The sequence below is a fragment of the Virgibacillus halotolerans genome, from assembly GCF_016908515.1.
Taxonomy (GTDB): Bacteria; Bacillota; Bacilli; order Bacillales; family Amphibacillaceae; genus Virgibacillus_M; species Virgibacillus_M halotolerans.
In genome coordinates, this window is record NZ_JAFBEA010000001.1 from 63,951 (window position 1) to 87,029 (window position 23,079).

Consider the following 23,079-nt stretch of genomic DNA (forward strand, 5'->3'; position numbering starts at 1 on the left):
AACATGAATTTACAAAAGATAATCCAAACCATCAAGGAATTTGATACGATTATTATTCATCGGCATATACGGCCGGATCCGGATGCACTGGGATCACAGGCAGGTTTGAAAGAAATGATCAAACATTCATTTCCGGAGAAACAGGTGTATGTAGTTGGGGAAGACGACCCATCATTTACTTTTTTGGTGAAAATGGATCAGATAGATGATGCATTGTATAAAGACGCACTCGTCATTGTATGTGATACAGCCAATACAGCCCGTATTTCTGACGACAGATACGATCTCGGAAAACAAATCATTAAAATTGATCATCATCCGAATGTGGATATATATGGTGACCTACAATGGGTAGATCCAACCTATAGTTCAACGAGTGAAATGATTTGTCAATTATTTACGGACGCAAAAACTGTAGGGTTTCAATTGAATGATGCGGCGGCGCGATTGCTTTACGCTGGAATCGTTGGTGATACAGGCAGGTTTTTATTCCCTAATACGACAACAAGAACATTTCAATTTGCTTCGGAGCTGGTAACATACGAATTTGATCGTCCAGCATTATATGCTGGTATTTACAATATGGCAGATAAAATTGCAAGGTTAAGCGGCTATATGCTGCAACATTTCGAACGATCATCATCTGGTATGAGCATGGTTAAGTTGACAAAGGAAGTTTTGGATATGTATGATATTGCACCTTCAGAGACAGGACAGTTGGTAGGGGTACTGGGAGATATTGAAGGAATTAAAGCATGGGCGCTATTTATTGAAGAAGCGGATATGATTCGTGTACGACTGCGATCGAAAGGCCCAACTATCAATGGGATTGCATCGAAATATAATGGTGGTGGTCATCCACTGGCATCAGGTGCAACTGTATATACTTGGGAAGAAGCAGATCTTCTGATTGCTGATCTGGAAAAAGCATGCATCGCATTTTAAGTTCAAAAGCGCTGATTTCATCTTTGATATGAAATCAGCGTTATCTTTAACCGTCTTTATCAGCTGTAAGTGGAATGAACCAGCAACCTCCGTTTGTTGAATCAAAATGTACATGTAAGTGTTCTTTTTCAATGCCGCGCTTCATTAAGCGGATAAGCTCTTCCGTTTCTACATATGCGGTACGACCAGCTTTTAATTGGGAAATTTTTTCATCTCTTATACGCCTGTTGTTCATTACAAACATTACATCCACTCCTTCCGGTAAAAGTATTATATGTTTAACCCATCATATGTGTCTGTCATTTGCGGGAAATATATTGTTATTTTCCGTAGACTTGTATCCCTGGCATCAATCCGAAAGCTTTGTTTCAACAGTGATTCTGACGGTTTGAGAAATGGTTAGTTTGGTTACCTCGAAGTGATAGGAAAAGTCATCTACCGTGTATGTCTTGTTTTCTATGGTGGATAGCAATAATTGATCACTTTTCGTTACAATCGAAAGATCCTGTCCAATGATGTGGCCGATCTCATCTTTTATCATTTCTTCTAATTGCAATATGATCAGACTATCTAAACGCAACTCTTCTGCATTTGTAATGTCAATTTCAATTGCATTTATTGTAATGGGGTCTTTTGATTTTTCGTCCAGATCTTCATTATCTTCCAGCAATGCGTCGTTTTGCTTTTTTAATGTGCTGACCTGTGATTGCAGATCAATGTTTTCTTCATATAATTTTTCATACATGGAACCATACATATAAATAAAGATAACGTAGGCAATAACAGCACCGACAAATGTACCAATAAAAAAACGCTGCCAGCTTTCCTTCTTATAATAGGGAGGAATATGCATTACGTAATATCCTCCTGTATGATCCATTCCATTAGAATAATTGCTGTTTTAACGCCACCCATTGCAGATAAAATTAATAATGCCTGTTTAAATAAATCAAGCGTCGAGCCATCAAAGACGCCTTTTTCAAAGTTGGAAATCGCATCAAAGGTTCCACCGATTGCAGCAACAATCGCCCAGATGCGCAAACTTTTAGCCAACCGGCTGATGGAGGTTAAGGGTGCATTTCCGGTAGCAAAGTCACCAATACTGCCAATGATCGCACCACCAATGAGTACACCGAATGCGATAAAATAACAATGAATAAATGTAGCAAAGAATCGTTCCTCCATAGATAACGCACCCTTTCTAAGCCAAGCTCTCCTTTCATTTTATGATAAAAATTGAAATGATATGATAAAAGTTTAAACAAGCAATGTTATGCATGTGCTCACCAGATTGGTATAATAGAAAAGTAAGGGGCGAGATGATTATATGTCATATACACATTTACAAATACAAAGTGGCTATAGCCTAATGAAAAGCACCATTACGATAGATAAATTAGTTAAAAAAGCAAGTGAATTACAATTGGATGCACTTGCATTAACGGATGAGCATGTACTTCATGGTGTTATTCCTTTTTATCAGGCATGTAAAAGTCAAGGAATCAAACCGATAATCGGTATGACCTTACAATTGGAAAATGGTTATTGTGTTTTATTAGCTAAAAATAACAACGGCTACGAACAACTGATAAAGATAAGTACCAATATACAACAGCGTGAATTGTCCATGCTGACCTTAGAGGAACTAGACGGTTTTACTACAGACCTCATCTGCATTTTCCCTGCTAATAACCCGGAGTTGGAACATCTGTTATTATCGGAAACACACGATAAAGTTGCTGCTTATTTACATGGCTGGCAGGATTTATTCACACAGGGAGATTTCTATTTGGGGATCCAGGATCACGGTTTAGAAAATGAACGCAGCATACATACACCGTTAAAAGCATTTCATGAAAAATATCACGTTCCTGTTGCGGCGATTAATGATGTACGTTATTTGGATGAAAAAGATGTCATTGCCTATGATTGTTTATTAGCTATGAAAAAAGGAAGGCAATGGGAATTCCAAATAACAGATCAAAGTATAAAACGTCACCATTTACGGTCTTTACAGGAAATGGAAGAGTTGTTTTCCTATTGGCCAGAAGTATTGCAGGAAACAACTGCGATTAAAAATAAGTGTCAGGTTTCCATTGATTTTGACCAGCAAATGCTGCCATCTTTTCCCGTTCCCGATCAGATGGAGGCACATGATTATCTGGAGAAACAATGCTGGCAGCAAGTGGAGTTGAAATATCCGGAAGTAAACCAGGAAATTGCTGACCGATTAACTTATGAGCTTGGTATCATAAAGTCGATGCAATTTAGTGATTACTTTTTAATCGTTGCAGATTTCATTGCGTATGCAAAGGAAAATAAAATTATCGTTGGCCCTGGAAGAGGTTCCTCCGCCGGTTCGATTGTTGCATATGTGTTAGGTATTACAGAGGTTGATCCGATTCAATACGATTTATTGTTTGAACGATTTCTTAATCCGGAGCGGCTAACCATGCCAGATATTGATGTTGACTTTTCCGATAGAAGACGGGATGAGGTTATCCAATATGTTCAAAACAAATATGGGATCGAACACGTAGCGCAAATTGTAACATTTGGTACATTTGCGGCACGGTCTTTAATTAGAGAATTAATCAAGACACTTGGGATCGATCAACAGGATGCCGACTTTATTTTGCGGGAAATACCGGTTCAAGCCAAGCAAAGCATTGTCGAACTGATTACATTCTCGCCAGATTTACAGCAATATATCAAACAATCCGATTCATTAAAAACATTGTTTACCATTGCGACGAAGCTGGAAGGCATACCCAGACATTTATCAACACATGCGGCAGGTATTGTGATCAGTGAAGAAAAATTAATCGAACATGTACCATTAACGATTGGTGCAAACGATACACACTTGACCCAGTATCCAATGAACGATTTAGAAGCGCTTGGCTTATTAAAAATAGATTTGCTAGGATTGAAAAATTTAACATTATTGGAAAGTGTTATCCAGTCCATTAACTATACAACGAAAAAAACAATCGACCTGCACCATATTCCGGAAAATGACGCTAACACCTACGAGTTATTGCGAGAAGGTAGAACCAACGGGGTCTTTCAACTGGAATCGCAAGGGATGAAACAAGTATTAACGAAATTGAAACCAACGTCGTTTGAAGATCTTGTTGCTGTCAATGCGTTGTTTCGTCCGGGTCCGATGGATTTTATTCAAGTATATATTGATCGCAAAAACAAGCGGGAAAAGGTAACTTATCCACACCCTGATTTAGCTCCCATTTTAGAAAAAACGTTCGGTGTTTTGGTATATCAGGAGCAAATTATGCAAATAGCCCATCAAATTGCTGGTTTCTCACTGGGAAATGCAGATATATTACGGCGTGCCGTTAGTAAGAAAGAAACGGAACTGATGGATAAACAGAAAGAAGCTTTTATTCATGGATGTTTGGAGAATGGATATAATCAGACTGTCGCAGAAGAGCTGTTCAGTTGGATTGTGAAGTTTTCTGCCTATGGTTTCCCACGAAGTCATGCGGTAGCATACAGTAAAATTTCCTATCAACTGGCATTTTTAAAAGCGAATTATCCAGCCAACTTTTTTGCGGAATTGTTGAGTTCTGTGGTGAATCAACAAGAGAAAGTTTATCTTTATATCAAAGAATTAAAAGACTTGAATCACCAAGTATTACCACCATCCATCAACCATAGCCGAGGAAAATATACTGTAGAAAAAGACAGTGTACGTATGGGATTTTTAGCGATTAAAGGAATTGGTAGTCAGGTAGTTAAAGAAGTTATTCGTGCACGGCAAGGTGGTTTGTTTAAGAACTTGTTCGATTTCTGTTTGCGTGTGTCCTTTAAAATTGTCAATCGAAAAATAATCGAAAACCTAATTATTGCGGGGGCTTTTGATCCACTTTATCCTAATCGGGCAAGTTTACTGGCTTCGCTGGATCAGGCGATGGAGCAAGGGGAACTTTTTCGTGAATTCAGTGATCAGGCTGATTTGTTTCAGGAGAAGATTGAGCTGGAAGTGAATTATGAAGCGATAGAAGATTTTAGCGTTGTACGGAAATTAGCTGATGAAAAAGAATTGCTTGGTATCTATGTTTCCAGTCACCCGCTGAAAGAATACCGGGAGAAACTCCGTGCGAACGGGGTTGTTTCGTTGAAAAACGCGAAAAAATTAATCGGAAAGAAACATATTAAAAGTGCTGCAATTGTTCAAGCATTGAAGATGATTCGGACAAAACGTGGCGATACAATGGCGTTTTTAACACTTAGTGACGAAGCGGAAGATATGGAGGCGGTTGTTTTCCCTGATTTATACCGCGACGTTAATCAATGGCTTGAGGAGGAAATGGTTGTTCAATTTACTGGAAATATAACAACGAGAAATAATCGGGTGCAATGGGTCTTATCGGAAGTTACGCCATTCGATCAGCAAGTTTTAAATCAAAAGCAAACAGCGCGTTTATTTATCAAATTGACCGAACAGGATAATGAAGCTGCACTGCACGTTTTGAAAGAGGCAGCAGATAAACACCCTGGTAGAACACCGATTATTATTTATGATCCGAATAAAAAACAAACCTATCAACTGGCAAATGATTATCGTATCCAGCCAAATTCGGAATGTCTGAAACACCTCAGACAATATTTTGGTAAAGAGAATGTTGTTTTAGAAAAAAAACAAACCTAAAAGACATTACTTTACAGCGTCGTCCCTTCTGGTATAATTAGGTGGATATAGGTGGTCAAGCCACCGTTGATCTCATAAGATTATTTAATTTTTTCTGAAATTCTACTATGCAAAGGAGCGATAATTAAATGGCCAGTTTAAGAGATGAAGCACTGCATATGCATAAAGTTAATAAAGGGAAATTAAGCATTCAATCCAAAGTACCGGTACGTAATGCCAAGGACTTAAGCTTAGCTTATTCACCTGGGGTTGCCGAGCCGTGTAAAGAAATTTATGATCGTAAGGAAACTGTATACGATTACACCATGAAAGGGAATATGGTCGCGGTTGTGAGTGACGGTTCTGCTGTACTCGGTTTAGGTAATATCGGTCCTGAAGCAGCATTACCAGTAATGGAGGGGAAATCAGTACTGTTTAAAAGCTTTGCTGGTGTTGAATCATTTCCAATTTGTTTAGCATCCCATGATGTGGACGATATTGTAAATACAGTTAAGTTGATGGAACCGACTTTTGGTGGGGTGAATTTAGAAGATATTGCTGCACCGAATTGCTTTATTATTGAAGAAAGACTAAAGAAAGAAACGAACATACCTATTTTTCATGATGATCAACATGGTACTGCCATTGTAACGGTTGCCGGTTTAATTAATGCTTTAAAACTTGTTGGTAAGTCATTTTCCGATATCAAAATAGTAGCAAACGGTGCTGGGGCTGCAGGAATTGCAATTATAAAACTTTTATACAGCTTCGGGGTCCGTGATATGATCATGTGTGATTCTAAAGGTGCTATTTTTGAAGGTAGATCATATGGAATGAATGAAGTAAAAGAACGGGTTGCCAACTTCACAAATAAAGAAAATCAGGAAGGTAGTCTTTCGGATATGCTTGAAGGTGCGGATGTGTTTATTGGTGTGTCTGTTGCAGAAGCACTTTCGAAAGAAATGGTGACCAAGATGAATGACGATGCGATCATTTTCGCAATGGCCAATCCGACACCGGAAATTATGCCGGAGGATGCCAAGGAAGCTGGCGCTAAAGTAATTGGAACAGGCAGATCGGATTTTCCGAATCAGGTGAATAATGTATTGGCATTTCCAGGTATTTTCCGGGGCGCACTGGATGTTCGTGCAACAAGAATAAATGAACGTATGAAAGTTGCTGCAGCCAATGCGATTGCATCACTGGTCTCCGATGAAAATTTAAACGAGGACTATGTGATACCTGGTCCATTTGACGTACGTGTTGCGCCAGCTGTAGCTGCAAGTGTCGCAAAAGCTGCCATGGATTCAGGTGTAGCAAGAATTCATTTGGATCCGGAGGAAGTTGCCGAAAAGACAAGACGATTAACGCAAATAGATGGTTAATTATCCACTTTAAAACGTGATCTCTGGCAATTGGCTTCACAAAAAACGGACGAAATATCTAATGGGAATGCAACAATGCATGTGGCATTCTTTTAATTTTAAAAACAAAAACCTTTTATTAACAAAGGTTTGGCAGCAATGAATGTATACTCCCATTGTAACGTTACTTGAAAAAAGGCGGCTCAAATCAAAGCGCAAAAAAGTAAAAAAATATTTCATAGTGACTAAATTTGACAGCATTTTTAATAAAAATTCGTTATAATAGGAGTTAAATGAGCTGTTTATTATATTGCCTGGTGAAAGTAACCGGTTATGCCAAGGTTTGTTGAAGAAGGAGGAATTACCTTGCTTAAAGATTTTTTTGGCAAGCGCAGAAAATATGCAACGATTCCAAGTGAACAAGGGAAATTAGATGTTCCAGAAGGATTAATGCAAAAGTGTGTAGGGTGCCATAAAATATATTATCGTAAAGAAATGAAAAAGCATATGAATGTATGTCCAAACTGTGGTTATCACCACCCCTTAACAGCCTGGGAGAGGATTGATAGTCTCTTTGATGAAGGATCCTTTGTGGAATGGGACAAACATCTAATTACAGGTAATCCACTGAACTTTCCGGACTATGATGAGAAAATGGAAAAGGATCGGAAGAAAACAGGATTAAATGAAGGTATTGTAACGGGTAAGGGAACCATTGCAGGCCAAGCTACCGCATTTGCTGTGATGGATTCATCATTTCGAATGGGTAGTATGGGGTCGGTAATGGGTGAAAAGATCGCACGCGCTATTGAAAGTGCCAAAGAAGAATCATTGCCATTTATTATTTTCACTGCCTCAGGCGGCGCAAGGATGCAAGAAGGAATATTAAGCTTAATGCAAATGGCGAAGACGTCGGTAGCGATTAAACGATTTTCCGATGCGGGAGGGTTAATGATTTCAGTGATGACCCATCCAACAACAGGTGGTGTATCTGCGAGCTTTGCATCACTTGGCGATTACAATATTGCGGAACCTGGTGCTTTGATTGGTTTTGCTGGGAGACGTATCATTGAGCAAACAATCCGTGAAAAACTACCAGATGACTTCCAAACCGCTGAATTTCAATTAAAACATGGACAATTGGATAAAGTTGTTCATCGTCATGAGATGAAAAGCCTTATAACAACATTACTTGAAATGCATCAAAAAGATGGGGTGATCTCATGAAACATGTCTTAGAGTTCGAAAAACCGATCATTAATCTGAAAGAAAAAATAGCGGAATTAAAGCGTTTTACGGAAGATAGTGAATTAGACTTAACAGATGAAATTAGTACGTTGGAAAAAAGGTTAGCTGATTTGGAAGATGATATTTATGGTAACTTAAAACCTTGGGATCGTGTACAAATGGCGAGATACCAGGAGCGACCCACAACACTGGACTATATTGATAAGTTATTCACAAACTTCATTGAATTTCATGGAGACCGTTATTATGGAGACGACGAAGCCATTGTCGCAGGCATTGCTTACTATAATGGAAAACCGATTACAGTAATCGGTCACCAGCGGGGAAAAGGAACGAAGGAAAATATTCGGCGAAACTTTGGTATGCCACATCCGGAAGGGTACAGAAAAGCACTAAGACATATGAAGCAAGCGGAGAAATTCAATCGACCGATTGTTTGTTTTATTGATACAAAAGGAGCCTATCCAGGAAAAGCTGCTGAAGAGCGAGGACAAAGTGAAGCGATTGCCCACAACCTAATGGAGATGGCAGGTCTCACGGTTCCGATTGTGTGTATTGTTATTGGTGAAGGAGGAAGTGGTGGTGCACTCGCCTTAGGCGTTGGTGATCATATACATATGCTGGAGAACGCCACTTACTCTGTTATTTCTCCAGAAGGGGCCGCTGCTCTATTGTGGAAAGATTCCGGTCTTGCAAAGCAGGCTGCCGAATCGATGAAAATAACAGCCTATGATCTGAAGCAATTAAATGTGATTGATCGTGTGATTCCGGAACCAAAAGGTGGGGCACATCGCGACCTAGACCAACAAGCAGCCTACTTGAATGAAGTGTTAGAAGCATCAATAAAAGAACTTACAGATTATTCTAAGGAAGAAATACTGGAAAAAAGATGGGAAAAGTACAAACAGATCGGGGAATATAAATCCGTTGAATAGGATGAATGAAGGAGGTTGACGGACATGTCAGCCTCTGGTATTTATGCTGCTTTTTAGTATAATAATTGCTATTTCTAGTCTTACGCATTATGTTTGTATAGTGAGGCTATGGTTTACATAGGTTAAGAAATAAATTTGTATGCCCAGAGGTGAAAAACAACATGAAAAAAATAGGTGTTTTAACAAGTGGTGGAGATGCTCCGGGAATGAATGCAGCCATTCGTGCTGTTGTAAGGAAAGCAATTTACCATAATATGGAGATATTTGGCATTAAAAACGGGTTTCAAGGACTGATTGAAGGAAATATTAAAAAAATGGAATTAGGTTCTGTTGGAGATATTATACAGCGGGGTGGTACGTTGTTACGCTCAGCAAGAAGTGCAGAATTTAAGACAGATGCAGGACAACAAAAAGGCATCGACCAATTAAAAAAACATGGTATTGAAGGACTAATTATCATTGGTGGAGATGGCAGTTTTCGTGGGGCACAAAAGCTAACAGAGAAGGGTTTCCCGTGCATTGGTGTTCCAGCTACGATTGACAATGATATTGCTGGAACTGATTTTACAATTGGATTTGATACTGCACTCAATACGATTATTGAGGCCATTGATAAAATCCGTGATACGGCGACTTCGCATGAACGGACATATATTATCGAAGTAATGGGAAGAGATGCTGGTGATCTTGCGCTATGGGCCGGTCTATCAGGTGGGGCGGAAAGTATTTTAATCCCAGAGAAGCAGGAAGATTTCGAAGATATTGTCGATCGATTAAAACGTGGTCATGAACGTGGGAAGAAACATAGTATAATCGTTGTGGCAGAGGGCGTTGGCAGTGGATTTGATTATGGGGAACGAATCCAAGAAGCAACCGATTTAGAAACGCGTGTAACGGTACTCGGCTATATTCAGCGTGGTGGATCCCCAACCGCTTCAGATCGAGTTTTGGCCAGTCGTCTAGGGGCAAAAGCTGTTGACCTCATTTTAGCAGGAGAAGCTGGACGAATGGTAGGTATACAACAGAATAGCCTGGTTGATCAAAAGATTTTGGATGTGTTGTCAAAGGAACATCAGACAAACATTGATATGTATAATTTATCCAAGGAACTATCTATATAAAGGTAACGTAAAAGTGGAGGAGGAAGTTGAAATGAGAAACACAAAAATAGTATGTACGATTGGTCCTGCTTCAGAATCCATTGAAATTCTGGAACAGCTGATTGAGTCGGGAATGAACGTAGCAAGATTGAACTTTTCACACGGAGACTTTGCCGAACATGGTGCACGAATTGATAATATTAGACAAGCAGCGAAAAACAAAGGGAAAACTGTAGCTATTTTATTAGATACAAAAGGTCCGGAAATTAGAACGGGCAGCTTTAAAGATGGCGAAGCAGAGCTTGTTGAAGGTTCTACTGTCTATGTGAGCATGAAGGACATAGAGGGCACTGCTGAACGCTTTTCGATTACCTATGATGGCTTAATTAATGATGTGCATGTTGGATCTAAGATTTTACTTGATGATGGTTTGATTGAGTTGGAAGTGATGGATATTGATAAAGCCTCACAGGAGATTAAAACAACTGCACTGAACACAGGATTGATTAAAAACAAAAAAGGTGTCAACGTTCCAAATGTAGCTGTCAATTTACCAGGTATCACTGATAAAGATGCAAAAGACATCGAATTTGGTATCGAACATGATGTTGACTTTATTGCAGCATCGTTTGTTCGTCGCCCATCAGATGTTTTGGAAATCAGAGAATTAATTGAAAAGCATACGACAAACCAGATTCACATCGTACCGAAGATTGAAAACCAGGAAGGTATCGATAATATAGATCAAATTTTAGAAGTTAGTGACGGATTAATGGTTGCGCGTGGAGATTTAGGAGTAGAAATTCCTGCTGAAGACGTACCATTAGCACAGAAAGAATTGATCAGAAAGTGCAATACAGCAGGAAAACCAGTCATTACTGCAACACAAATGCTGGATTCCATGCAACGAAATCCAAGACCGACAAGGGCAGAGGCATCTGACGTAGCAAATGCTATTTTTGATGGTACTGATGCGATCATGCTGTCTGGAGAAACAGCTGCCGGTCATTATCCAATTGAATCTGTACAGACAATGAATAATATCGCTGTAAAAACAGAATCAGCATTAGATTATCAAGCAATTTTGAAACATCGTTCAAAAGCTGTCGATATGACAATAACAGATGCTATTAGTCAATCGGTCACACATACAGCAATGAATTTATCTGTTAGTGCCATTATTACACCAACTGAAAGCGGGCATACGGCACGGATGATTTCTAAGTACCGTCCCAGTGCGCCAATTATAGCTGTAACTTTCTCTGATAAAGTAAATCGTCAGCTTTCTTTAGTATGGGGTGTACATGCAATAGCGGGTCAGGAAACCCATACGACGGATGAAATGCTTGACGTTGCAATAGATCGTGGCCTAAGCACAAATCTCTGTGAACGAGGAGACAGAGTCATTATTACTGCAGGCGTTCCAGTTGGTGAAAGTGGAACAACGAATTTATTAAAGGTCCATGTAATAGGAGATGTGATTGCTAAAGGCCAGGGAATTGGTAGACGAAGTGCTTATGGTAAAGCCGTTGTTGCCAAAACGGCAGAAGAGGCAATAAAGAAATTAGGCGAAGATGATATTCTAGTTACTTATGGCACAGAACGGGATATGATGCCTGCAATTGAAAAAGCAAGTGGAATTATTACAGAAGAGGGCGGTTTAACATCTCATGCTGCTGTTGTCGGATTAAGCCTTGGTATTCCGGTAATTGTTGGTGTGAAAAATGTATTTGATTTGATTGAAGATGGAACAGATATTACCATTGATGGTGCAAAAGGTGACATCTATCAAGGACATACACGCGTTCTTTAATACAGAATTCAACAGGGAAAAAGAAGGGGCGCTTCCTTCTTTTTTTCCTGTTTATTCACCAAGTAGGAGGGTGAAATGAATGAGATGGTTTCTACTGACAATAATTATATTATCTGCCCTGGAAATTGGCACTTTTATTTGGATAGGAGGAATGATTGGGCCGTGGTGGGTTGTATTGATTATCCTTTTAACGGGATTAGCTGGTGTTGCAATTGGCAAAAAGGAAGGGTTAAAAACTTGGAATCGGGCACGACTTTTGATTAGTAATGGAGAGGTACCGACAGAACAAATAACAGATGGCATTTGTATATTAGCTGGTGCCGTATTTTTAATCGCACCAGGATTTATTACAGATATTGTGGGTTTCATATTGATCTTGCCGATTACTAGGCCATTTTTTAAGCATAGTATCCAAAAATTGATGAAGTGGATGATGCTGAATAGAATTATTATTTACCGTAGATAAGTATGCCCTATCCTTTGATAAATAGGCCAATTTGTTTCCATATCCCTGCCTGATAAAGTGCATTAATGAAAATGAGCAAAATTGGTGCAATGATAATGCCGGTGACGCCCCATAACTGAATACCGACAAACAGACTGATTAATGCTGCTAGCGGATTGATTCCCATGCTGGAAGAAAGTATTTTTGGCTCCAATACCTGCCTGGAAACAACAATGATCATATAGATAATAGTGATGCCGATGGTCAACGAAAAGTCGGCCGTAATAAATAAATAAATGATCCATGGTATGAAAATAATCCCTGTACCAATATAGGGTAGTAAGTCCATTACAAAGGCAAATAAAGTAATGGTTAGCGTATGCTCAACTCCGAGTAGCAGTAATCCGAAAAAGATAATGCAGGCAGTAATAAAAACAAGGATTAATTGGGCCTTGATATAACCAGTAAATGCGCTTTTAAGTTGTTTTATCACATTTTTAACTGATCTTTTTGTAGAAACCGGGAATAGCTTACCACTGACTTGTTGTAATCCTACAAAGTCATTTGTTATCAGAAAAGTTGCCAAAACAGTAAATAGGAACACCGTAATTGAATTTGGCAACTTTGATATTAAAACAGGTATTTTAAGTATGCCATCTTGTAGCAGTCCTGCGCCAGTGGACGCGATATGATTGGTGAATTGTTTAATATGCTCATGGATCGTCGTTTGCTGTGATCCATCTAATGTATGAAAGAGAGAAATGACTTTTTGATAAACCGGTAATATTTTTGTATTTAATAGTTCTGCTCCAAAATGGACGAGTGTCTGGAAATGAGCAGGAATCTGTTCCGCTAAATAAGCAGTGCTCTGGAACAATTCTGAAACGATAAGAAAAGTGGCGCCGATAAATAATCCAAACACCATTACCATCATTGTAATGGTTGCTAACGGACGTGGGAATTTAAGCTTCGTTTCCATAAAGGTAACAAAAGGATGCAGTAACATAGAAAATAGAACAGCAAGGATGATCGGATAAAACATACCAATCGTATATTTAAGTAGAAAATAGATTCCTATTCCGGAACAAATGACGATAAACGCCCGCAAAATTTGATATAAGCGTTGCTTGTACAATGTAATACCCCATTTTCAATAAATACTTGTACTACTTTACTTATGATTGAAAAATCGAAAATAGACTTACGTGCGATAAAAACATGCTTTTAAGTAGATCAATAAGTTGTAAACTAGCAATTTGTGAGTATATTAGCGAATTTAAATGCTTTCAATTCACTTTATTACCATAATCATTTATAATTGTTCGTGGGGATGACAATGTGCCATGATGAAAATATTGTTGAACATTGTTTTAATTATTTTCTTATGTGATATAAGAAAAGTTTATAGAAAAGGAGAGGGTTTGTTATGACAACATCATCGAAAGGACTAGAAGGGGTTGTAGCAACTCAGTCATCAATCAGCTCGATAATTGATGATCAACTTACATATGTTGGTTATAAAATTGATGATTTAGCGGAGAATTCAAGCTTTGAAGAGGTTGTTTATTTGTTATGGAATTTAAAGCTACCAAACAAATCGGAATTAGATGCTTTTAAATCGGAATTAGTTGATAATATGACATTGCCTGAAGCAGTTATTGATCATTTACGATCTTATGATCTATCAACTGTACATCCGATGGCAGCTTTGCGTACAGCTATATCCCTGCTTGGCTTGTATGATGAAGAGGCAGATATAATGGAAGCGGATGCGAATAAGCGAAAGGCGCTTCGTATTCAAGCGCAAATCGCAACTATTGTTACTGCATTCTCCAGAATTCGTCAGGGGAAAGATCCTGTTCAACCGAAAAAAGGATTGAGCTATGCAGCAAACTTCCTGTATATGCTGAACGGGAAAGATCCTGAAGATATTGAGGAGGAAGCGGTTAATAAAGCATTGGTACTTCATGCTGATCATGAGTTAAACGCATCCACGTTCACTGCTAGGGTATGTGTTGCAACCCTATCGGATATTTATTCCGGTGTTACTGCAGCAATCGGTGCATTAAAAGGACCGCTTCATGGTGGTGCAAATGAACAAGTAATGAAAATGCTTACTGAAATCGGTGAGGAAGACAACGCAATTCCTTATATTAAAGAAAAACTAGATAATAAAGAAAAAATCATGGGTATGGGTCATCGCGTTTACCGCAATGGAGATCCCCGTGCAAAATATTTAAAAGAAATGTCCAGACAACTTACTGAACTTACGGGTCAACCAAAATGGTACAATATGTCTGTAAAAATTGAAGATTATATTAAAGAACATAAAGGTCTTCCGGCAAACGTAGATTTCTATTCGGCTTCTGTATACCACAGTCTGGGAATCGATCATGATTTATTCACGCCATTGTTTGCTGTAAGCCGTGTATCAGGATGGATTGCTCATATTCTAGAGCAATATGATAATAACCGTCTAATCCGTCCACGCGCAGAATACATTGGACCTAAAAAGCCTGAATATGTAGCAATAGAAAATCGCTAAAACAAAGAAAAGAGTGGACGGAAACCGTTCATTCACATGAAAATGTGTTATATAAATTATGTTAATATAATGGTATAACGAATATTATTAGGAGGTATTTGTAAAATGGCACAAGGTGAAAAAATTGTTGTAGAAAATGGGAAATTGAATGTTCCTAACAATCCAGTTATTCCTTTTATTGAAGGAGATGGGACAGGTCCAGATATTTGGGCAGCTGCAAGAAATGTTATTGAAGCTGCAGTAGAAAAAGCATATAATGGTACGAAAAAAATTGATTGGACAGAAGTATATGCCGGTCAAAAAGCTTTTGACAAAACGGGCGAATGGCTTCCACAGGAAACATTGGACATGATCGATGAGTATAAAATCGCAATTAAAGGTCCATTAACAACACCAATTGGTGGCGGGTTCCGTTCGTTGAACGTAGCATTGCGTCAAGAACTGGATTTGTTTACATGCTTACGTCCCGTACGTTACTTTGATGGTGTTCCATCACCTGTTAAGCGTCCAGAAGAAGTTGACATGGTCATTTTCCGTGAAAACACAGAAGACATTTATGCTGGTATCGAATGGCAAAAAGGTACGGATGATGTTAAAAAAATAATTGATTTCCTACAAAATGAAATGAATGTTAAAAATATTCGTTTCCCTGAAACATCAGGAATTGGCGTTAAACCTGTTTCCGAAGAAGGTACGAAACGTTTGGTACGTTCAAGTATTGACTATGCATTAAATGAAGGTCGTAAAAATGTTACTTTAGTACACAAAGGTAACATTATGAAATTTACGGAAGGCGCATTTAAAGCATGGGGCTATGAAGTTGCTGAAGAGGAATATGGTGATAAAGTATTCACATGGGCAGAATATGACCGTATTGTTGAAAAAGACGGTAAAGACGCAGCAAATAAAGCGCAGGACGCGGCAGTAGAGGCAGGTAAAATTATCGTTAAAGATGCGATTGCTGATATTTTCCTACAGCAAATTCTAACACGCCCGAAAGAATTTGATGTTGTGGCAACAATGAACCTCAATGGGGATTATATTTCTGATGCGCTGGCAGCTCAAGTTGGCGGTATCGGTATTGCACCAGGGGCTAATATCAACTATGACACTGGTCATGCCATTTTCGAAGCAACACACGGTACGGCTCCGAAATATGCTGGAATGGATAAGGTTAATCCTTCATCTGTAATTCTTTCCGGAGTATTAATGCTTGAACATTTGGAGTGGAGAGAAGCGGCAGATTTAATTACAAAAGCGATGGATAAAACAATTGCTTCTAAAGTAGTAACATACGATTTTGCACGTTTAATGGATGGTGCTAAAGAAGTAAAATGTTCCGAGTTTGGTGATGAACTAATTAAAAATATGGATTAATTAATACCGATAGAGGGGGGATAAGGATGGGTGTAAAGCGAAATAAAATTTCTGTAATTGGTTCTGGATTCACGGGAGCAACTGCAGCATTAATGATCGCGCAAAAAGAACTAGGGGATGTTGTTTTAGTGGATATTCCAAACATGGAAGATCCAACGAAAGGTAAAGCATTAGATATGGCAGAAGCTGCTCCAGTACAAGGCTTTGATGCTAATATTAAAGGTACTTCTAACTATGAAGATACCAAAGGCTCCGATCTAGTCATCATCACAGCTGGTATTGCACGTAAACCAGGTATGAGTCGTGATGACTTGGTTAATACAAATGCTAAAATCATGAAAACCGTTGCTAAAGATGTTGTTAAGTATTCACCGGATACGACGATTGTTGTATTGACGAATCCAGTGGATGCAATGACATATACTGCTTTTAAAGAATCTGGTCTACCAAAAGAGCGTGTAATCGGGCAATCAGGTGTACTGGATACAGCACGTTTCCGTACATTTGTTGCTGAGGAATTAAATTTATCCGTTAAGGATGTTACAGGTTTTGTATTAGGTGGACATGGTGATGACATGGTTCCGTTAATCCGTTATTCTTACGCAGGTGGCATTCCATTGGAAAAGTTAATTTCCAAAGAACGTTTAGATGAAATTGTTGCTCGTACACGTACAGGTGGAGGAGAGATTGTTAATCTACTAGGAAATGGCAGTGCTTATTATGCACCAGCTGCTTCCTTAACGGTAATGGCTGAGGCAATTCTTAAAGACCAGCGTCGTGTATTACCATCTATTGCTTTTCTTGAAGGTGAGTATGGTTATTCCAATATTTATCTTGGAGTCCCAACTGTAATTGGTGGAAATGGTATTGAGGAAATTATTGAACTTGATTTAACAACTGAAGAAAAAGCAGCATTAGATAAATCGGCTGCATCCGTTAAAAGTGTCCTTGAAGTTCTAGAATAAAAAGAGAAAAGGCTTCTGTTTGTAAACCATACAAACAGAGGCCTTTTAATATATCGAGTAGCGAGAAACCATTTCTTTTGCTATACTAAAAATATAGTAAGCGATTACATTCGCGGAGGTGGTATGTATGATAGATAAGAAAAGGAAGTTAGGAAAGCATATTAGTGATATAAATATAGGAGACTCTTACACGGTATCCCGTACGATCGAGGACAGAGATTTACTGTTATATTTAGGATTAACAGACGATGCCAACCCATTATATATCCAGCATGATTATGCCTCACAGACACCTTATAAACAACCTATTGTACCGTCTGTTATGCTATTTGGGTTGATTTCTTCTGTTGTATCGATGCACTTGCCTGGTCCGGGAAGCCATATTACCCAACATGAAATGACTTTTCCCACACCTTTATTTCATAATACAGATCTGAAAATAACCCTAGAGGTGATCGCGGTTGATGAAACCGAAAATCAAGTAGCATTATCTGTAACAGGCTTTCAATGCAAAGATAATGAAATCATTCATGGAAAGTTATATGTAAAACCACCATACAAAACGAATTCATTCACTGCAAATTCACTGGAAAACTTCTTTTAGCAGACAGGAAAAATATCCTATTCTATAAACGCGAGTAAGTCATCGACATTAAATATGGCCTGACGAATATCGAATTTCTAAATATCCATAACAATAGGAGAAGGTACAGCTGTTTTACAATGCTAAGACAGCCGTGCCTTATTTTGCTTTGTAAAGTTTAGGTTAATAAACGGGTTTTTAGATTCCCTTAATCATGAATCCATTGTAAGATAGAGATAGAACAATGATGAAAAGGGGTTTATGAATGGAACAAAACGTACTAATTGTCGATGATGAAAAACCGATTGTTACATTGTTAACCTTTAATTTAAAACAAGCTGGGTTCCAAACCGATCAAGCTTTTGATGGTCTTGCTGCAGTTGAAAAAGCAGCACATAACCACTATGATTTGATCATACTGGATTTAATGTTGCCAAAGATGAATGGGATGGAGGTTTGTGACTATTTGAGAACCCATCACATACATACACCTATCTTGATGTTGACTGCCAAGGATGAGGAGTCAGACAAAATTCTTGGCTTGGAATCAGGTGCTGATGACTATTTAACGAAGCCGTTTAGTCCCAAAGAGGTGATCGCGCGTATTAAAGCGATATTAAGAAGAGCAAACAAAACGACTCAATCTCCAACCGATAAATTAAGAATAGGCAATATCATTATTTTCCCAGAGCGTTATGAGGTTGAGATCAATCAGGTACTGATCACCTTCACAAGGAAAGAATTCGAGCTACTACACTACCTTGCGAAGCATAAAGGCAAAGTCATTTCTAGAGATCAACTGCTCCGCGAAGTTTGGGACTACGATTTTGCAGGTGACACGAGGATAGTAGATGTTCATATTAGTCATCTACGGGATAAAATTGAGCCACATTCGAAAAAACCACAATATATAAAAACCATCCGTGGGCTCGGTTATAAGATGGAGGATATAAAGTGATGAAAAATGTATTCAAGAAACCATTGCGAATATATGTAATTGGGATTTTTATATTCATTGCGATTACAGGGTCGGTGCTTAGTCAGGTCGTTGATGATTTAATTGTTTTGATTGCTGTATTAGTAACAGAGCTAATCGTATTATTAATCATTTTACTTCATATCTTTGATAATTATATGAAACCGATAAAGAAAGCGACGGCAACAGTGGATGAACTGGTGAAGGGAAATTACCGGGCGAGAATTCATCATACACAAAAGGGAAGCTTTGGTGAATTGAGCTATAAAATAAATGCATTAGCGCGAAATCTAAGTGAACTATCCATTCATGAACAAATTCAATCTGAGCAATTATCAACTGTACTTGATAATACAGAGAGTGGGCTTGTTCTGATAGATGAGAAGGGTTATATTCATTTTGTGAATCGTAAATTTATGGATATGTTCGGTGGTGTGGATAAAGATTACAAAGGATTTCTTTATTATGATGTACTTGAAAATGAAGTCATTCATGAGACCGTCCAGGAAACTTTTTTATATGAGGAAGATGTAAAAAAATCATTCACCCATTTTAAGGGATTAGATAAACATTACCGGGAAATCGTTGGTGCTCCGATCTTTAATGAACGTAATATATTAAAAGGTACTGTCCTCGTATTATACGATATTACTGAGATGAAGAAATTGGAATTAATGCGTAAGGACTTTGTTGCCAACGTATCCCATGAATTGAAAACGCCAATTACTTCAATAAAAGGATTTGCAGAAACAATGTTGGAAAATAACATGGCTAATGAGAAGCAGAACAATGAATTTCTAAGTATTATTCATGAAGAGAGTCATCGAATGCAATTGCTGATTGAAGATTTATTAACGTTATCAAGATTGGAGCGGGAAGATTTCTTCTTGCAACTGGCTGAAGTGAGAATAACAGAATTAGTGGACGAAATTAGTCCGATTGCGCAGCATAAAGCAAATGATCATAATCTGCAACTTACAATCGATGTCGCTGAGAACCTTACGCTTATGGCTGACAAGGAAAAAGTAAAACAGATCATTATTAACCTGTTGGACAATTCCTTTAGTTATACACCTGCCGATGGTCATGTATTATTATCGATCCATTCGACAGCACATTCCATTCATATCGAGGTAAAAGATACAGGCATTGGTATTGCGCAGGAAATGATCCCACGCATATTTGAGCGCTTTTATCGTGTTGATAAAGCAAGAAGTCGAAATACCGGTGGAACAGGACTTGGGTTAGCAATCGTTAAACATATTGTTGAGGTTCATGGAGGTCACATCGATATCGAAAGTGAAGTTGACAAGGGAACAAGTATTCATGTCTATTTACCAAAAGGAGAAGGAAAATAGGAAAGCATCCATTTAAACGGATGTTTTTTTCTTTTCACTAATGGAAAAGTCACAATGAATGAAGTTTCACTTTATGTGGAGACAATGCTAAAATGTGTGTAGCAAACATTTATATTGGAGGAGTCAAATATATGTCAAACAAACTTGTTTTAATTGACGGAAATAGTATTTTATACCGTGCCTTTTTCGCATTACCATTATTAAATAACGATAAAGGTGTCTATACGAATGCGGTTTATGGTTTTACGACCATGCTTTTAAGAATTTTAGAGGAAGAAAAACCGACACACATGCTTGTAGCTTTTGATGCCGGTAAAACAACCTTCCGTCATGCAACGTATAAGGAATATAAAGGCGGTAGACAAAAAACGCCACCAGAATTATCGGAGCAGTTTCCGTTAATTAAAGAAGTGCTTGACGCATTTAGTATCCCCCATTATCAATTAGAACAATATGAGGCAGATGATATTATTGGCACACTGTCTGCAAAAGGACAAGACAAAGCATGGGATATAACTGTTATATCCGGTGATAAAGACATGCTCCAGCTTGTATCTGATCAGGTTACTGTTAGTCTAACAAAAAAGGGCATCAGTAATGTGGAGAAGTATACGCCATCCTATATGGTAGAAAACATGGAAATCACACCAGAACAGATTATTGACCTGAAAGCACTGATGGGGGATAGCTCAGATAATATCCCAGGTGTGCCTGGTGTAGGTGAGAAAACAGCAACCAAATTATTAAAGCAATATGAAACATTGGAAAAAGTTTACGACCATCTCGATGACATTAGTGGGAAAAAACTGAAGGAAAACCTAGTTAACTATAAAGATGACGCATTTATGAGTAAAGAGCTTGTCACGATTAACCGCAGCTCACCAATTACGATATCTATTGATGAGATTGCATATGAAGACTATCAGGAAAGCAAAGTCAGTACCGTTTTTAAAGAACTTGGATTTCAATCTTTACTTAATAAAATGAATGACAATGCAGATGATGGGGTGGAAGCTGAACAGGCAGCGTTAACGGAAATAGATGTTACGATTGTTGAGGAAGTAACTGAAAAGATGTTTACCGGAAACGAAGCACTGGTAGTAGAAATGCTTGGAGACAATTATCATCAGTCAGCGATTGAAGGCCTGGGTATTGTCAATGAACAGGGTAGTTATTTTATTCCGACGGAAGTTGCCTTAACCTCTAAAGCATTTAAAAAATGGGCAGAAGATGAAGGGAATAAAAAAAGTGTCTTTGATGCAAAACAAACATTGGTAGCTTTATTGAGACATGATATTCATATAAAAGGAATTACATTTGACATGCTGCTGACATCTTACCTGTTAAATCCATCGGACAATCACCATGATATCCCGGCAATTGGACAACGAATGGGGAAGACAGATGTTTTGTTTGATGAGGAAGTGTACGGAAAAGGTGCGAAAATCAAAGTGCCTGAACAAACGGTCTTAGCGGAGCATATTGTGCGAAAAACAAATATATTGTATGGACTAAAAGACGAAATGGAAGAACAGCTTAAAAGTAACGAGCAAGACGTGTTATGTAAAGAATTAGAAATGCCGCTTACACTTATTTTAGGCGAAATGGAACATTTAGGGGTGCAAGTAGATACTGCTCGTCTAGAAGAAATAGGCGAAGGTCTGAAGGGGCGTTTAGATACACTCAAACAGGAAGTGTATGAATTAGCTGGTGAGATATTTAACATAAACTCTCCAAAACAGTTGGGCGTCGTTTTATTTGAGAACCTAAAATTACCTGTCATTAAAAAGACGAAGACGGGCTATTCTACTGCTGCAGATGTCTTAGAAAAACTAGAAAGTGAACACGAAATTATACCTAAGTTGCTATTGTACAGACAACTTGGTAAATTGCAGTCAACCTATATTGAAGGGCTATTAAAGGTAGTGGACAAAGATACAAATAAAATCCATACCCGCTTTAATCAGGCATTAACACAGACGGGCAGGCTCAGTTCGATTGAACCGAATCTGCAAAACATTCCTATCCGACTGGAAGAAGGTCGGAAAATTCGTCAAGCATTTGTACCAGCCAAAAAGGATTGGATCATGTTCTCTGCAGACTATTCTCAAATTGAGCTGCGTGTATTAGCGCATATAGCAAAAGACGAAAAGTTAGTTGCTGCTTTTAAAGCAGGTTTGGATATTCATACACAAACTGCCATGGATGTGTTCCATGTTGATAAAGCTGATGTAACAGACAATATGCGCCGTCAGGCAAAAGCAGTAAACTTTGGTATTGTTTATGGTATTAGTGATTATGGCCTTTCACAGAATTTGGGCATTACGCGAAAAGAAGCAAAACAATTTATCGAACGTTATTTTGCAAGCTATCCAGACGTTAAAGCTTATATGGATAATATTGTCCAGGAAGCTAAACACCAAGGCTATGTGACAACACTGATGAACCGTAGACGGTATTTACCGGATATTACAAGCAGGAATTTTAACCAGCGTAGTTTTGCGGAAAGAACAGCGATGAATACACCAATCCAGGGAAGTGCTGCAGATGTGATTAAAAAAGCGATGATTGATTTACATGGGAAATTAATAGATGAGAAATTAGAAGCGCGGATGCTATTACAAGTACATGATGAATTAATTATTGAAGCACCAAAGGAAGAATTAGATCAATTAATAGAAATAGTACCAGCAATCATGGAACACACGGTAGCATTAAATGTACCGCTGAAGGTCGATTATTCCTATGGAAAAAGCTGGTTTGACGCAAAATAA

Annotated in this window: 19 protein-coding genes; 15 read left to right on the forward strand and 4 right to left on the reverse strand. The window is 38.3% G+C overall.

Going from position 1 to position 23,079, the window contains the following annotated elements; all coding sequences use genetic code 11:
- Positions 1-3 precede the first annotated feature (3 nt).
- Positions 4-945 (forward strand): DHH family phosphoesterase, encoded by a 942-nt coding sequence (locus tag JOC34_RS00350; protein WP_205134727.1) that lies wholly within the window; start codon positions 4-6, stop codon positions 943-945.
- Positions 946-991: 46 nt separating this feature from the next.
- On the opposite strand, the gene JOC34_RS00355 is transcribed toward JOC34_RS00350, so the two are convergent.
- The 3 genes from JOC34_RS00355 to ytrH all read right to left on the reverse strand — a co-directional run bounded on the left by JOC34_RS00355 (position 992) and on the right by ytrH (position 2,130).
- Positions 992-1,189: a YtzJ family protein gene (locus tag JOC34_RS00355; RefSeq protein ID WP_205134728.1), complete on the reverse strand. Its 198-nt coding sequence runs from the start codon at positions 1,187-1,189 to the stop codon at positions 992-994.
- Between the two features lie 105 nt (positions 1,190-1,294).
- Positions 1,295-1,798, reverse strand: coding sequence for a sporulation membrane protein YtrI (ytrI, locus tag JOC34_RS00360; protein ID WP_205134729.1), 504 nt, complete (start codon positions 1,796-1,798; stop codon positions 1,295-1,297).
- Complete coding sequence (gene ytrH / locus JOC34_RS00365) at positions 1,798-2,130, reverse strand: sporulation membrane protein YtrH (RefSeq protein ID WP_205134730.1); 333 nt, start codon at positions 2,128-2,130, stop codon at positions 1,798-1,800. Before ytrH ends, ytrI begins: the two co-directional genes overlap by 1 nt.
- A 142-nt stretch (positions 2,131-2,272) precedes the next feature.
- Between ytrH and dnaE the strand changes: the two genes are divergently transcribed.
- From dnaE to JOC34_RS00400, 7 genes are all read left to right on the forward strand, one after another.
- Positions 2,273-5,617: a DNA polymerase III subunit alpha gene (gene dnaE / locus JOC34_RS00370; RefSeq protein ID WP_205134731.1), complete on the forward strand. Its 3,345-nt coding sequence runs from the start codon at positions 2,273-2,275 to the stop codon at positions 5,615-5,617.
- Between the two features lie 128 nt (positions 5,618-5,745).
- Positions 5,746-6,981, forward strand: a complete 1,236-nt coding sequence (gene ystJ / locus JOC34_RS00375) for an NADP-dependent malic enzyme (RefSeq protein ID WP_205134732.1) — start codon at positions 5,746-5,748, stop codon at positions 6,979-6,981.
- Between the two features lie 345 nt (positions 6,982-7,326).
- Positions 7,327-8,187, forward strand: a complete 861-nt coding sequence (gene accD, locus JOC34_RS00380; protein ID WP_205134733.1) for an acetyl-CoA carboxylase, carboxyltransferase subunit beta — start codon at positions 7,327-7,329, stop codon at positions 8,185-8,187.
- Positions 8,184-9,143 carry an acetyl-CoA carboxylase carboxyl transferase subunit alpha gene (gene accA, locus JOC34_RS00385; protein WP_205134734.1) on the forward strand — a complete coding sequence of 320 codons (960 nt, stop codon included), beginning with the start codon at positions 8,184-8,186 and terminating at the stop codon, positions 9,141-9,143. Before accD ends, accA begins: the two co-directional genes overlap by 4 nt.
- Before the next feature lie 161 nt (positions 9,144-9,304).
- Entirely contained in the window at positions 9,305-10,264 is a 960-nt protein-coding gene (gene pfkA / locus JOC34_RS00390) for a 6-phosphofructokinase (RefSeq protein WP_205134735.1), read from the forward strand.
- A 31-nt stretch (positions 10,265-10,295) separates the two neighbouring features.
- The gene (gene pyk / locus JOC34_RS00395; RefSeq protein WP_205134736.1) at positions 10,296-12,056 is read left to right on the forward strand and encodes a pyruvate kinase; all 1,761 of its coding nucleotides are present in this window, start codon (positions 10,296-10,298) and stop codon (positions 12,054-12,056) included.
- Positions 12,057-12,135: 79 nt separating this feature from the next.
- Positions 12,136-12,522 (forward strand): FxsA family protein, encoded by a 387-nt coding sequence (locus JOC34_RS00400; protein ID WP_205134737.1) that lies wholly within the window; start codon positions 12,136-12,138, stop codon positions 12,520-12,522.
- A gap of 7 nt (positions 12,523-12,529) precedes the next feature.
- Here JOC34_RS00400 and ytvI read toward each other — a convergent pair whose 3' ends face one another.
- Positions 12,530-13,636, reverse strand: a complete 1,107-nt coding sequence (ytvI, locus tag JOC34_RS00405; protein WP_205134738.1) for a sporulation integral membrane protein YtvI — start codon at positions 13,634-13,636, stop codon at positions 12,530-12,532.
- A gap of 291 nt (positions 13,637-13,927) precedes the next feature.
- On the opposite strand from ytvI, the gene citZ reads away from it, so the two are divergent.
- The 7 genes from citZ (at position 13,928) to polA (ending at position 23,079) form a co-directional block, all read left to right on the forward strand.
- Positions 13,928-15,046, forward strand: coding sequence for a citrate synthase (gene citZ, locus JOC34_RS00410; protein WP_205134739.1), 1,119 nt, complete (start codon positions 13,928-13,930; stop codon positions 15,044-15,046).
- A gap of 105 nt (positions 15,047-15,151) precedes the next feature.
- Entirely contained in the window at positions 15,152-16,423 is a 1,272-nt protein-coding gene (gene icd / locus JOC34_RS00415) for an NADP-dependent isocitrate dehydrogenase (protein WP_205134740.1), read from the forward strand.
- Positions 16,424-16,449: 26 nt separating this feature from the next.
- A complete protein-coding gene (gene mdh / locus JOC34_RS00420) occupies positions 16,450-17,388 on the forward strand; it encodes a malate dehydrogenase (RefSeq protein WP_205134741.1) in 939 nt (312 codons plus the stop codon).
- 127 nt (positions 17,389-17,515) lie between these two features.
- Positions 17,516-17,992, forward strand: a complete 477-nt coding sequence (locus tag JOC34_RS00425; protein WP_205134742.1) for a MaoC/PaaZ C-terminal domain-containing protein — start codon at positions 17,516-17,518, stop codon at positions 17,990-17,992.
- 244 nt (positions 17,993-18,236) lie between these two features.
- A complete protein-coding gene (locus JOC34_RS00430) occupies positions 18,237-18,929 on the forward strand; it encodes a response regulator transcription factor (protein ID WP_205134743.1) in 693 nt (230 codons plus the stop codon).
- Entirely contained in the window at positions 18,929-20,305 is a 1,377-nt protein-coding gene (gene pnpS, locus JOC34_RS00435; RefSeq protein WP_205135889.1) for a two-component system histidine kinase PnpS, read from the forward strand. The genes JOC34_RS00430 and pnpS overlap by 1 nt, the downstream gene beginning before the upstream one ends.
- A gap of 131 nt (positions 20,306-20,436) precedes the next feature.
- Positions 20,437-23,079, forward strand: a complete 2,643-nt coding sequence (gene polA / locus JOC34_RS00440; RefSeq protein ID WP_205134744.1) for a DNA polymerase I — start codon at positions 20,437-20,439, stop codon at positions 23,077-23,079.